The 12,909-nt window shown below is 68.8% G+C and carries 11 protein-coding genes; 3 read left to right on the top strand and 8 right to left on the bottom strand.

The genetic code is table 11. The annotated features are described in order from the left end of the window. Positions 1-16: 16 nt before the first annotated feature. From pstA to AUL33_RS07995, 5 genes are all read right to left on the bottom strand, one after another. Positions 17-1,348, bottom strand: coding sequence for a phosphate ABC transporter permease PstA (pstA, locus tag AUL33_RS08015; protein WP_062206332.1), 1,332 nt, complete (start codon positions 1,346-1,348; stop codon positions 17-19). Beyond that, positions 1,345-2,832, bottom strand: a complete 1,488-nt coding sequence (gene pstC, locus AUL33_RS08010; protein WP_062206329.1) for a phosphate ABC transporter permease subunit PstC — start codon at positions 2,830-2,832, stop codon at positions 1,345-1,347. Before pstC ends, pstA begins: the two co-directional genes overlap by 4 nt. 130 nt (positions 2,833-2,962) lie before the next feature. After that, a complete protein-coding gene (locus AUL33_RS08005) occupies positions 2,963-3,994 on the bottom strand; it encodes a PstS family phosphate ABC transporter substrate-binding protein (RefSeq protein WP_062206326.1) in 1,032 nt (343 codons plus the stop codon). Between the two features lie 136 nt (positions 3,995-4,130). Next, positions 4,131-5,396 (bottom strand): ATP-binding protein, encoded by a 1,266-nt coding sequence (locus AUL33_RS08000; protein ID WP_062206323.1) that lies wholly within the window; start codon positions 5,394-5,396, stop codon positions 4,131-4,133. Between the two features lie 150 nt (positions 5,397-5,546). Beyond that, positions 5,547-6,584 carry a hypothetical protein gene (locus AUL33_RS07995; protein ID WP_156419326.1) on the bottom strand — a complete coding sequence of 346 codons (1,038 nt, stop codon included), beginning with the start codon at positions 6,582-6,584 and terminating at the stop codon, positions 5,547-5,549. 353 nt (positions 6,585-6,937) lie between these two features. Between AUL33_RS07995 and AUL33_RS07990 the strand changes: the two genes are divergently transcribed. Beyond that, positions 6,938-7,753, top strand: coding sequence for an SDR family oxidoreductase (locus AUL33_RS07990; protein ID WP_062206317.1), 816 nt, complete (start codon positions 6,938-6,940; stop codon positions 7,751-7,753). A gap of 81 nt (positions 7,754-7,834) precedes the next feature. Here the strand turns inward: AUL33_RS07990 and AUL33_RS07985 are convergent, their stop codons facing one another. Both AUL33_RS07985 and AUL33_RS07980 read right to left on the bottom strand, forming a co-directional pair. Then, a complete protein-coding gene (locus AUL33_RS07985) occupies positions 7,835-8,530 on the bottom strand; it encodes a DUF1013 domain-containing protein (protein ID WP_062206313.1) in 696 nt (231 codons plus the stop codon). A 193-nt stretch (positions 8,531-8,723) separates the two neighbouring features. Next, positions 8,724-9,743, bottom strand: coding sequence for an NAD(P)H-quinone oxidoreductase (locus AUL33_RS07980; protein WP_062206308.1), 1,020 nt, complete (start codon positions 9,741-9,743; stop codon positions 8,724-8,726). A 201-nt stretch (positions 9,744-9,944) separates the two neighbouring features. Between AUL33_RS07980 and AUL33_RS07975 the strand changes: the two genes are divergently transcribed. Further along, positions 9,945-10,472 carry a DUF1465 family protein gene (locus AUL33_RS07975; protein WP_062206305.1) on the top strand — a complete coding sequence of 176 codons (528 nt, stop codon included), beginning with the start codon at positions 9,945-9,947 and terminating at the stop codon, positions 10,470-10,472. Positions 10,473-10,643: 171 nt separating this feature from the next. On the opposite strand, the gene rpmE is transcribed toward AUL33_RS07975, so the two are convergent. Continuing rightward, entirely contained in the window at positions 10,644-10,865 is a 222-nt protein-coding gene (gene rpmE, locus AUL33_RS07970) for a 50S ribosomal protein L31 (RefSeq protein WP_062206301.1), read from the bottom strand. 182 nt (positions 10,866-11,047) lie between these two features. Between rpmE and AUL33_RS07965 the strand changes: the two genes are divergently transcribed. Next, a complete protein-coding gene (locus AUL33_RS07965) occupies positions 11,048-12,883 on the top strand; it encodes an ABC transporter transmembrane domain-containing protein (RefSeq protein WP_062206298.1) in 1,836 nt (611 codons plus the stop codon). The last annotated feature ends 26 nt before the right edge of the window (positions 12,884-12,909 follow it).

Here is a 12,909-nt window from a genome sequence, read left to right as displayed (position 1 = left end):
TTTCCGGTCGCCTCTTCTACCAGCGCCGCTCGAAGCGGCGACGCAGAATGATCGCCGTGATGTTCATCACGGCCAGGAAGAGCAGGAGCACGATGATGGCTCCCGAGGTTCTCTCGACGAAGGCGCGCTCGGCCTCGTTGGCCCACATGTAGATCTGCACCGGAAGCGCGGTGGCGGGATCCATCGGGGTCGCCGGATAGTTGGCGACGAAGGCCACCATGCCGATGAGGAGGAGCGGCGCGGTTTCGCCCAGCGCATGGGCGAGACCGATGATCGTACCGGTCAGGATGCCCGGCATGGCCAGCGGCAGGACGTGCTGGAACACCATCTGCGTCTTCGAGGCGCCGAGCCCGAGGGCGGCGGCACGGATCGAGGGCGGCACCGCCTTGAGGGCGGCGCGGGTGGCGATGATGATCGTCGGCAGCGTCATCAGCGTCAGCACGAGGCCGCCGACGAGCGCGGCCGAACGCGGCAGCCCGAACCAGTTGATGAACACCGCGAGCCCGAGAAGCCCGTAGACGATCGACGGGACCGCGGCCAGGTTGTTGATGTTGACCTCGATGAGGTCGGTCAGCTTGTTCTTCGGCGCGAACTCCTCAAGGTAGATCGAGGCGGCGACGCCGATCGGCAGCGCCAGGAGGAGAACGATGCCCATCATGTAGAGCGAGCCGATCGCCGCGACGCCGAGGCCCGCCGTCTCCGCCCGGCTCGACGCGCCGAAGGTGAAGAGCCCGGTGTTGAAGCGCTGCTCCAGGTCGCCAGACGCCTCGAGCTGCCGGATCCATTCGAGCTGGCGGTCCTTGATCGGGCGCCGGTCCTCGGGGATCGAGAGGTCGAACTGTCCCTTCACCGCCGAGTCGACGGTGGAGTTGGCGTAGACCCAGATGTCCTGCGTCGTGCCGATCACCGAGAGATCGTCGAGCACCATGCCGGCGAGCTGCGTGCGCACCGACTGCGAGACGAGCTCGTTGGCGAGCCGGATGTCGGCGCGGTTGGCCGGATCGATGCCGAGCTTGGCGGCGATCGCGTCCTGCACGAGCTTGGGGTAGTTGGCGATGCGCAGAACCGAGGGGTCCTTGCCGGCGGTGTTGCGCGGGTCGATGACGCTTTGCGAGAAGGTCACGGGCACGCGGATCTGCGTCTGGAAGAAGGCGGTGTAGCCCTTGCCCACCACCGACCAGAGCAGCATCGCCAGGAAGATCATGCCGATGGAGATGGCCGCGAGGCCGTAGAGCTTGAAGCGGCGCTCGGCGGCGTAGCGACGCTTGATGCCGATGTCGCGGCGCGCGGGGCGGGCCGCCGTCGGCACCGCGGCAGCGGGCGGACGGCCGAAAGTTGCGTCGCTCATTCGTACTGTTCCCGATACTTGCGGACGATGGTGAGGGCGATGATGTTCAGGATCAGCGTCAGCACGAAGAGGGTGATGCCGAGCGCGAAGGCGACGAGGGTCTGCGGCGAGTTGAACTCGAGGTCGCCGGTCAGCTGGTTGACGATCTTCACCGTCACCGTGGTCATCGCCTCGAACGGGTTGATCGTGAGCCGCGCCGCGACGCCCGCCGCCAGCACCACGATCATCGTCTCGCCGATGGCGCGCGAGGCGGTGAGGAGGAGCGCCGAGACGATGCCTGGCAGGGCCGCCGGCAGCACCACCCGCTTCACCGTCTCCGAGCGCGTCGCGCCGAGGCCCAGCGAGCCGTCGCGAAGCGAGCGCGGCACGGCGGTGATGATGTCGTCGGACAGCGAGGAGACGAAGGGGATGAGCATGATGCCCATCACCAGGCCCGCGGTCAGGATCGACTGGGCCTGGATGAAGCTCGTGTAGTCGCCGGTCAGGAGACCGTTGATGTCCGCCGAGATGTCGCGCAGGAACGGTCCGACCGTGACGAGGGCGAAGAAACCGTAGACGATCGTCGGGATGCCCGCGAGCACCTCGAGGAGAGGCTTCACCACCGAGCGCACCGCGCCCGACGCATATTCGGCCATGTAGATCGCGGCGAAGAGGCCGACGGGCACGGCGAAGAGCATGGCGACCGCGGCGATGTAGAGCGTTCCGGCGAGAAGCGGAACGAGACCGAACTGACCCTGCTCTCCGCCGCTGCCGGAGGCCGCGAAGCGCGGATCCCAGACGGTGCCGAAGAAGAAGGTCGTGGGATCAACGCGGGAGAAGAAGTCCAGCGTCTCCGTCAGCATCGACATGATGATCCCGACCGTCGTCAGGATGGCGATGGAGGAGCAGACGATGAGGATGGCGTGGACGACGTGCTCGACCTGGTTGCGGGCTCGCAGCCGGACCGCGATGCGGGACAGGGCGAAGACGGCGCCGCCGAGCGCGACGAGCGTCACGATGGCGGCGAGGCCGAGGCGAAGATTGCCCTCGAGCCGGACCTTCTCGACCGCCGGCGGCACCATGCCGGTTTCGGTGGCGGTGGCGATCGCGACGCCGCGGCGCTGCAGCAGCGGCACGACCGCCTCGATCGGCTGGTTGCGGACCGCGGCGAACTCGTCGGCGGGCAGCGCGCGCAGGCCCGAGGCCAGCGCCGAGACCAGCTGCTCGGCGAGCTCCGGCGTCATCCCCTCGCGCACCACGCCGTTCGAGGCGAGTTCGTCATGGACGGTGCGCGAGACCAGCACCGGCGCGAGCGACAGGCCGATCGCGAGGATGATCAGAGAGGGAACGGCCGCCCAAGAGAAGACGTAGGAGGCGTGATAGGTGGGACGGGAGTGGAGCTTCTGGCCCGCGGGCGCGACGAGGCCCCGGCTCTTGCGATAGCCCAGCACGGCGCCGATGGCGGCGACGAGGGCGACGATCGCGATGATCGCGAGTGATGACACCGGCAGAACCCCTGCGGACCGATTGAAGGTGATCGAAACCCTGCGTGCGACCGGTGACGGTCGCACGCAGGGCTGCGCATTCGAAAGACGAAGGCGGATCGCCGGACGGGCGAAACGCCGACGGCTTGCCTTACATCGTCTTGCCGCCGTCGAAGTCGGCGCGGTACGCGTCGCGCTCGGCGTCCGGCGCCGGAACGAGGCCGTACTGGGCGAGCGGGCCCTCGGGGCCGATCATCTGCTCGGAGAGGAAGAAGTCGCCATACTCCTTGAGGCCCGGCGCGACGCCGATATGAGCCTTCTTCACGTAGAAGAAGAGCGGGCGCGACACCGGGTAGGTGCCAGTCGAGATCGTCTCGACCGAGGGCACGATGTCGTTGACGGTCGCGACCTTCAGCTTGTCCTGGTTCTGCTCGTAGAAGGCGAGGCCGAAGACGCCGACGCCCTGCTTGTTGGCGTCGATGCGGGCGAGCGTCTCGGTGTAGTCGCCGTCGATGTCGACGATCGTGCCGTCCTTGCGGACCTGGTGGCACTGCGCCGTCGCGGCCTTGTCGTCCATGCCCGAGGCCTTGAAGGCGTCGAACGCGCCGGTCGCCTTGCAGCCGGTGTCGAGCAGCTTGGTCTCGAAGACCTCGCGCGTGCCGTGCTTCTCGCCGGGGATGTAGGCGTTGATCGGCCAGGCCGGAAGCGAGGCGTCGACGTCCTTCCAGGTCTTGGCCGCGTTGTCGACGACCTTGCCCTCGGCGACCGTCTTGGCGGCCATCGCCTTGAAGACGAAGGCGGGCGTCAGCTTCCAGTCCGGGCCGGCCGCGTCGGTGGCGAAGACGATGCCGTCATAGCCGAACTTGACCTCCTGGATGTCGGTCACACCGTTGTCGGTGCAGGTCTTCTTCTCGCTCTCGCTGATCGGGCGCGAGGAGTTGGCGACGCTCAGCGTGTCGGCGCCGATGCCCGAGCAGAACTGCTTGAGGCCGGCACCCGAACCGCCGGACTCGACGATCGGGGTCGGGAAGTCGGGATAGATCTCACCGAAGTTCTCGGCCACGATCTGCGCGTAGGGGAGCACGGTCGAGGAGCCGGCGACCTGGAGCGGCTTGGCGTTCTGTGCCGCCGCAGGGCCAGCGATGACGAGGGCGGCAGTTCCGAGCGCGAGGCCGGCGATCATTGTCTTCAGCACGGGTGTTCTCCGTCGAGGAATTCGTTGCGGAACCGCCCTCCAGCTTGTGTGAAGCTGGCCGGCGTTGTTCGAGGGCTGGTCTAGCGGCTCGCCGCAACTCCTATATGACAGATGCCTATCCGTTTTATGACAGTTCAACCCGCTGTTTCGGCTTGGTTTTTTCGGACGATGCGGAAGCCCGGATGCCGAAGCGCACCGCGAAGGTCGATCCTTGGCCGGGAATCGACGAGACGGTGAGCCGCGTATGGTGCCGGATGAGGACGTTGCGAACGATCGACAGGCCGAGGCCGGTGCCCCGGATCCGGCTCGATCCCTCCTCCACCCGGTAGAAGCGTTCGGTGAGGCGCGGCACGTGCTCGGGGGCGATGCCCTGCCCGAAATCCTGCACGAAGGCTTCCGCGACGCTGCCGTCGCGGCGAAGGCCCACGAGGATCCGCCCGCCGCCGTCACCGTACTTGCAGGCGTTCTCCAGAAGGTTGGCGAAGACCTGCGTGAGTTCGTCCCGGTCGCCGTTGACGAAGACGGGCCCGGCGTCGGCGCCCGTCAGCTCGATCGGCAGGCCCTTTTCGGCCGAGGCGGGCGTGAACTGCTGGACGACGCTGGCGAGGACCTCGGCGAGATCGACGCGCTCGTCGGCGCGCAGGCGACGCTTGGTCTCGATGCGCGACAGCGACAGGAGATCGTCGATCAGCCGTGACATGCGCGCCGCCTGGTCGCCCATGATGTCGAGGAAGCGCAGGCGCGCGGCCGCGTCGTCGCGCGCCGGCCCCTTCAGAGTCTCGATGAAGCCGGTCAGCGACGCCAGCGGCGTGCGCAGCTCATGGCTGGCATTGGCGACGAAATCGGTGCGCATGCGCTCCAGCCGGCGGGCCTGCGTGTGGTCGCGGAAGAGAACGAGGAAGAAGCTCGCCCGCCCCTCCCCTGCTCCGCGGATGGGCAGGATGTCGACGGACCACGACCGGTCGGCCGGCGCGCGCTCGGCATAGTCCACCGACTGGACCTCGCCGTCCGAGACGGCAGCTTCGAGCGCGGCGAGGAGGTCGGGGGCGCGAAAGCGCATCGGAAAGGGGTCGCCGAGGGTGGAGCCACCGAAGGCGCGCGACGCCGCGCCGTTGCCGAAGCGCAGCGCCAGCATCCGGTCGATCACGAAGGCGGGTTCGCGCATCGCCTCGACGACGCTCTTGATGCTGGCATCGGGCCAGAGCGGCGCCAAGCGCGCGCGCTGCGGTGCGCGCAGGAGCGAGCGACGGCTCCGCCGTCCGCGGGTGAGAAGCGCGACAACGAGCGCCAGGACACCGGTCGCGCCGACGAGAACGCGCGCATCGGGAACGGCGACGGCGACGATCAGCAACCCGAGCGCCAGTGTCGCCGGCACGAGCGTGCGGCGCACCGACCACGGCGCATCCTCGGCTGTCGGAGAAGAGCGTGAGGGAGAAGGGTCTGGCATGACGCGATCGGTCCGCATGTGGATCGCGCCGCGGGGGCGCCGGAATCGCGGGGTCTAGCACCGCCATCCGACAGGGCGATGACGGCCGACCGTTCAGTCGAGCTGGAGCAGGCGCACCGCGTAGATGTCGACGTCATTGGAGGTGCCGTTGAGGCCGGGCCCGATGGCGATGCTGCCGGCGGCGCTCTGACCGGAGGGCACCGCGACGTCGAAGACGAAGGCCTCTTCCGGCATGGCGGTGGAAAAGCGCTGCCGGTCGCAATAGCTGGCGTCGCCCGTCAGGCAGCGGATGCCGAACTCGCGCATCTGTCCATCGGGGGAGCCGGCCGTCAGCTCGATGCGCACCTGATGGCCCGAGATCTGCCGCATGATCCCGGCGCCGACCGCGAGCAGGACCTCGCCTTCGGCGCCCGCCGGGGCGGAGACGCGCACCGCCTCGCGCTCGTCGGGCTTGGCGATCGTCTCGATCCGGCCGCCATTGGGGGTGGCGAGTGCGTCGAGGTCGTTGCCGTCGAAGACGTCGATCCAGGCCAGCGCCGGAAGCGCGGAGGCGGCATCGGGATCGGCATCCTCGATCGCCCCCTCGCTCACCGGCGTCTCGGCCGGCGCGGTGGCGTCGCTGCGCACGGCGCCCGCGACGGCATAGGCGAGCACGGCCAAAAGCAGGGCGAAGACGACGGCGGCGGCGACGACGACGGCAATGGAATGCCGACGCGGCGCCGGCACCGGTGCGGCGGACGCCGTGCCGCCGGGGGTCCAGGGATCCTCCTGCGCCGGGGCATCCGCTTCGTCGGGCGCATAGGCACGCGGCGCACGGGCGTCGCGGTCCCCCGTCCCGTCGTCGAATTCCGCGGGGCCGAGCGCTTCGTCGGGGTCGGTGCCGTCCGGCGTGGCGCCAGCGCCCTCATGGGCACCGCCTGGATGGAGGGCGGCATAGTCTGCCTCGACGCGGTTGATCGTGTCGGCGAGGCGCGAACGCTGGTCGAGTTGCACGGCCTCGTCCGCCTCCCGGGTCGCGAGCATGCGTTCGAGCGCCCGTTCGGAAGCGGCGTAGATGCTTTCCCGGAAGGCGGGATCGCTGGCGTCCCCGCCGTCGAGAGCCCGTCGCAGGCTGTCTTCCATCTGGCTCATCTTGTCTCCGGTCCTCCGACGCATATCCCAAGCGACGGACCGATCCGCTCGCGACACCCGCTCGGCTCTCGTCGTGGATAGTGGATGCATGCGGTTGGAGCAATTGAAAGGCGGCGGCCATGCGTTCTTGGGGATGGACCGCCGGAACGCACGCCATTGACGGTGCGTCTCGGCTTTACTTCGGGAGGGGGCGCCCAAATTGCTGGCTGATGACGCTCGCAAGCGCCGACTTCCCCTCTTGCCGCCGGGGTCCAGACCAGCTCCGGCGGGCGGGACGGATGGGCGTCGGACCGCGACCGGCCCCTATCCGGCCCGCCCCAACGCCGCCCCCTTTTTCAGAGGATCGAAAACCGATGGCATCGACCGACCTTCACTCCCTGAGCGGCCAGGCCGCAATCGTCACCGGTTCGTCGTCGGGCATCGGCGCGGCCGTCGCGCTGGAACTCGCGCGGGCCGGCGCGGATGTCGTCGTCAACTATCATGGTGACGAGAACGGGGCGCAGGCGACCGTGGACGAGATCGCCGCGATGGGCCGGCGTTCCTTCAAGGTGAAGGCGGATGTCGGCAAGGAGGCCGACGTCATCGCAATGTTCGACGAGGCCGAGGCGCAGCTCGGACCGGTCGACATCGTCGTGTCGAACTCCGGGCTGCAGAAGGACGCCTCTCTGACCGACATGACGATCGAGGACTGGAACCTCGTCATCAACACCAACCTGACCGGCGCCTTCCTCGTGGGGCGCGAGGCCGTGCGACGCTTCCGCAAGAAGGGCCGGCGCGAGGCGGTCAGCCGCTCGCTCGGCAAGCTGATCTTCGATTCCTCGGTGCACCAGACGATCCCCTGGGCCTTCCACGTCAATTACGCGGCGTCGAAGGGGGGTCTGAAGCTCCTGATGGAATCGATCGCGCAGGAGGTCTCCTCGGAGGGGATCCGCGTCAACGCGGTCGGGCCCGGTGCCATCGCCACCGACATCAACCGGATGGAGCGCGAGAAGGCCGGCGGGCTCGACGCGATGTTGGCGCTCATCCCCTACGGGCGCGTCGGCGATCCCGTCGATGTCGGCCGGGTCGTGGCCTTCCTCGCCTCCGATGCCTCCGACTACATCGTCGGGCAGACCATCTTCGTCGACGGCGGAATGACCCTGCATCCCAGCTTCAAGGGCAACGGCTGAGCGCCGGGGAGGTATGATCTCCACGAAAAAGGGCGGCCCCTTGGGACCGCCCTTTTCTGACCCGACGGGACGGGTCGCTTCTCAGTACGCGTCTTCGTCCGTGGCTTCGTCCGGCTGCTTCGAGCGCATCGCGGTGAGCTTGGCGAAGACGGCGGCGGCGTCGAGTTCGCCGTCCTGGCGCGGCGAGCGGTAGTTCTGAGTCTGCGCGGCCGAGAGCAGGCGCTCCTCCTCGGCCGTCTCCTCGGGCCGGGGCATGCCGCGCGACGCCTTCTCGACCTCGAGGTCGAGATCGATCTGCGAGCAGAGGCCGAGCGTCACCGGATCCATCGGCTGGAGATTGGCCGAGTTCCAGTGGGTGCGCTCGCGGATCTGCTCGATCGTGTGCTTGGTCGTGCCGACGAGCCGCGAGATCGCGGGATCCTTCAACTCGGGATGGCTGCGCACCAGCCAGAGAATGGCGTTCGGCCGGTCCTGACGCTTCGAGACCGGCGTGTAGCGCGGCCCCTTGCGCTTGGCCTCGGGCACGCGGACCTTCGGCGGCGCGAGTTTCAGCCGGTGGTTGGCGTCCTTCTCGGCGCGCACGATCTCGTCGCGCGTCAACTGGCCCGTGATGATCGGATCCATGCCCTTGATGCCCTGCGCGGCCTCGCCGTCGGCGATGGCCTTCACTTCGAGCGGGTGCAGCGTGCAGAACTCGGCGATCTGCTCGAAGGACAGCGCCGTGTTGTCGACGAGCCAGACCGCGGTGGCCTTCGGCATCAGTAGCTGCTGAGCCATGGATAATAGTCTCCTCTTGCCCGCTCCGGAGAGGCGGGCTGTGGTCACGCCACAGATCCGGGAATTCGCCGTTGACTATAAGGGCGAACCATCGCCTTCGCAAGGAATGCATGGCGCTTGGGGCCGCCGCGCGGTTGCGGCACGGCCCGCTTCGCTTGCAACCGCAGCTTGGCACCCGGCGCGGACGCTTCGCCTACGCCTTGCCGACCTCGAGCACGATCTTGCCGATATGATCGACGTCCATGTGGCGATGCGCCTCCGCCGCCTCCGTGAGCGGATAGACGGTGTCGATGAGCGGGCGCACCCGGCCCGCCTCGATCAGCGGCCAGACCTTCTCCAGGAGCTCAGCCGCGATCGCGGCCTTGAAGCCGATATCCCGGGCCCGCAGCGTCGATCCCGTCAGCGTCAGGCGCTTCACCATCACGGCGCCGACATCCACCGCGGCCTCTTTGCCGCGCAGATGCGCGATCTGCACGATCCGCCCGTCGGTCGCGGCCACCGCGATGTTGCGGGCGACATAGTCGCCGCCCACCATGTCGAGCGTCAGGTCGATCCCACGCCCGTCCAACCATGTCGTCAGGCGCTCGGCGAAGTCCTCGCGGCGGTAGTCGATGGCGAGATCGGCGCCGAGGCCCCGCGCCGCCTCCGCCTTGTCGGCGCTGCCGACCGTGGTCGCGACATGGGCGCCGAACGCCTTGGCGAGCTGGATCGCCGTGGTGCCGATGCCCGAGGTGCCGCCATGCACGAGGAAGGTCTCGCCGGCCACGAGCCGCCCCCGCGTGAAGACGTTGCTCCATACCGTGAAGAAGGTCTCGGGCAGCGCCGCGCCGTGCACGAAGTCGAGCCCGGCGGGAAGCGGCAGAACGCTGCCGGCCGGCGCGATCGCATAGTCGGCGTAGCCGCCGCCCGGCAGCAACGCCACGACGGCTTCGCCCAACGCGCGGCCCTCGACGCCTTCCCCGATCGCCGCCACCGTGCCCGCCACCTCGAGGCCCGGCCAGTCCGGCGCGCCCTTCGGCGGCGAATAGGCACCGAGACGCTGCAGCACGTCGGGCCGGTTGATGCCGGCGGCGCGCACGGCGATCAGCACCTCACCCGCACCCGGGCGAGGAACGGCTTGCGTGCGGGGTTTCAACACCTCCGGCCCGCCATGGCCGTCGAACCCGATCACGGTCATCGTATCAGGCAGGGTGGCTGGATCGGATGGGGTCATGGACGGTCTCCCGTTGGTCGAGCGGCACAGGTGACGCCGGCTCGCGATGGCTGGAATGTAAGCCCGATGGGGCATTAACCAAGCCGTCCGACGCGTCTTGCCAGACGGGAGCCAAGGGTAGAAGTTCGGAGACAGGGAGCGGGATGGCGATGGCCGCGCGCGCCCGGTGCAACGATTCGCCCGAAAGCCGGTTATCACTCCATGACGCAAAAGCCTCTCGACCAGCGCGACAGATTTCGGACCGTCCGCCTGGCCGAACGACTGGCTTTCTCGGGATCCTTCCAGCCGATCTTCGACGAGGGTATGGCGCTGGTGGATGAGACCGCCGCCTATCTCGACGGCGACGGTCGCCGCGACGCGCGGATCATTTCGAAGCCGGCCGCCACGCTCTACGCCGCCGAATCGATGCGGCTGACCACGCGCCTGATGCAGGTGGCCTCCTGGCTGCTGCTGCAGCGCGCGGCCAACCAGGGCGACCTGTCGCGCTCGCAGGTCGAGGCCGAGAAGGTTAAGGTCCGGCTCGAGGGCGTCGGTTCGGGCGTCGATTCCCCCGCCTATGCCGAACTGCCCGCCATCTTCCGCGATCTCGTGGAGCGCGCCATGATGCTGGAGCGGCGCATCGCGATGATCGATCGCGAGATCTACGGCGAGCCGGCCGACGAGGACGACGTGATGCCCAATCCCGTGGGCGAGCAGATCGACCTTCTGAGGACTGCCTTCGCGGTCTGACCGACGGTCTCATTCTGAAGTCATCGAGGCGCCGCCGGAGACGGTCGGGCGCCTTTTTTCATGGGCGGGCCGTGGCCGGAGGCACGAGCGCCAGCGAGCGATCCTGTCGATCGCGCAACAAAAAACCCGGCACGAAGGCCGGGTTCTGTCTCATAGCGCGAACGCTGCGGCTTAGATGCCGAGACCTTCGTACCGCTTCTTGAAGCGCGACACGCGACCACCGCGATCCAGCATCTGCTGGTTGCCGCCGGTCCAGGCCGGGTGGCTGGTCGGGTCGATGTCGAGGTTCATCTTGTCGCCGGCTGCGCCCCAGGTCGAGCGGGTCTCGTACTCGGTGCCGTTCGTCATCACGACCGTGATCGTGTGGTAGTCTGGGTGGATCTTCTCGCGCATGTCGTCTTCCTTCCAAGTCGTTCGCGCTCGCACCCAAGGAGGCCCTCGAAAAACCGCTGCGGCTGAGCCGCACAGGCATCGTCGAGGGACCGGAATGAGGAGCGCGATCGCTTTCAAATTCAAGGGCGAGCCTATACATCAGGCCCGGTAAGGGCACAAGGGCCGCCGGGAGCGATACGATTTTGGCACGCAAGACCACCGCCACGCCCGCTCGCGCGGGCGACACTGCGGGACCGGACAAGCCCCGTCGCACGCTGAAGCCGCTGGCGCGCCTCGCCCCCTACGTCCTGCGCCACAAGGGCCTGGTCGCCGGTGCGCTCGTGTTCCTGGCGCTCGCCTCGCTCACCACGCTGTCGCTGCCGCTGGCGGTGCGCCGCGTGGTCGATCATGGCTTCGCCTCGCCCGACACGACCTTCGTCGACACCTATTTCGCGATGCTCGCCATCCTCAGCGTCGTGCTCGCTCTGTCCTCGGCCGGGCGCTACTATTTCGTCATCACGATCGGCGAGCGCGTGGTGGCCGATCTGCGGCGCGACGTGTTCGACCACGTGATGAAGCTCTCGCCCGGCTTCTACGACCGCAACCTGTCCGGCGAGATCGTTTCGCGGCTGACCGCCGACACGACGCAGATCAAGTCCGCCGTCGGCGCCACGACGTCGCTGGCGCTGCGCAACGCGATCCTCTTCGTCGGCGCCGTCGCGATGATGGTGGTGACGAGCCCCGGCCTTTCGCTCATCGTCATCGGGGCGATCCCCCTCATCGTGCTGCCGCTCGTCGCCTTCGGGCGCTCGGTGCGCCGCCGCTCGCGCGCCGCGCAGGACATGCTGGCCACCGCCAGCGCCTATGCGGGCGAAGCCATCTCTTCGGTGCGCACCGTCCAGGCCTTCACGGCCGAGCCGGCCGCCAGCGCCCGCTTCTCGGCCTCCGTCGACGACGCCTTCGAGGCGGCGCGCCGGTCGATCACCGCCCGCGCCTTCCTCACTGCCTTCGCCATCTTCCTCATCACCACCTCGATCGTGCTCGTGCTCTGGACCGGCGCCCAGCAGGTCATCGCCGGCACGATGAGCGGCGGCACGCTCGGACAGTTCCTGCTCTATGCCGTCTTCGCCGCCTCCTCGCTCGGCCAGCTCTCGGAGGTCTGGGGCGACCTGACGGCGGCGGCCGGCGCCACCGAGCGCCTGTCGGAGCTTTTGTCGGAGGAGCCGACGATCCGCTCGCCCGCCGTGCCCGCACCGCTGCCGGCCCGCGCGCTCGGCGCCGTGCGCTTCGACCATGTCTCGTTCCATTACTCGACGGCCGAAGAGCAGCCGACGCTGCACGATCTCTCCTTCGAGGTGCGTCCCGGCGAGACGGTGGCGCTCGTCGGCCCGTCCGGCGCCGGCAAGTCGACGATCTTCGCGCTCCTGGAGCGCTTCTACGACCCGACCGCCGGCAGCATCCTCGTCGACGGGGTCGACATCGCCGCCGCCGACCTCCAGGTCCTGCGCCGACGCATGGCGCTGGTGCCGCAGGACGTCACGGTCTTCGCCGGCACGGTCGCCGCCAACATCGCCTTCGGCGAGCCGGGGGCGGCACGCGAACGGGTGGAGGCGGCCGCCGTCGCAGCGCAGGCCGACGGCTTCGTGCGCGCGATGACGAAAGGCTATGACACCGAGATCGGCGAGCGCGGCGTCACCCTGTCGGGCGGCCAGCGCCAGCGCGTGGCGATCGCGCGCGCGGTGCTGCGCGATGCGCCGATCCTCCTCCTCGACGAGGCCACCTCGGCGCTCGACGCCGAAAGCGAGGTGCTGGTGCAGCGCGCGCTCGACCGCCTGATGACCGGGCGCACGACGCTCGTCATCGCCCATCGCCTCGCGACGATCCTCAAGGCCGACCGGATCCTGGTGCTCGACGGCGGGCGGATCGTCGAAGAGGGCACCCATGCCAGCCTCATCGCGCGCGGCGGCATCTACGCCCGTCTGGCGCGCCTGCAGTTCGACGTCGGCCACGAGGCGATCCGCGGCACCGCCGCCGAGTAGACGCCGCTCCTGCCAGCCACACCCAA

Source organism: Aureimonas sp. AU12, assembly GCF_001463705.1.
GTDB lineage: Bacteria > Pseudomonadota > Alphaproteobacteria > Rhizobiales > Rhizobiaceae > Aureimonas.
Note: the sequence above shows the minus strand (reverse complement) of the source record. Positions and strands in the feature narration are given on the sequence as shown.

Coding starts and splice junctions, on each gene's coding strand:
- pstA (WP_062206332.1), bottom strand. CDS start 1,348: ATGAGCGACGCAACTTTCGGCCGTCCGCCCGCTGCCGCGGTGCCGACG.
- AUL33_RS08005 (WP_062206326.1), bottom strand. CDS start 3,994: ATGATCGCCGGCCTCGCGCTCGGAACTGCCGCCCTCGTCATCGCTGGC.
- AUL33_RS07995 (WP_156419326.1), bottom strand. CDS start 6,584: ATGAGCCAGATGGAAGACAGCCTGCGACGGGCTCTCGACGGCGGGGAC.
- AUL33_RS07990 (WP_062206317.1), top strand. CDS start 6,938: ATGGCATCGACCGACCTTCACTCCCTGAGCGGCCAGGCCGCAATCGTC.
- AUL33_RS07985 (WP_062206313.1), bottom strand. CDS start 8,530: ATGGCTCAGCAGCTACTGATGCCGAAGGCCACCGCGGTCTGGCTCGTC.
- AUL33_RS07980 (WP_062206308.1), bottom strand. CDS start 9,743: ATGACCCCATCCGATCCAGCCACCCTGCCTGATACGATGACCGTGATC.
- AUL33_RS07975 (WP_062206305.1), top strand. CDS start 9,945: ATGACGCAAAAGCCTCTCGACCAGCGCGACAGATTTCGGACCGTCCGC.
- rpmE (WP_062206301.1), bottom strand. CDS start 10,865: ATGCGCGAGAAGATCCACCCAGACTACCACACGATCACGGTCGTGATG.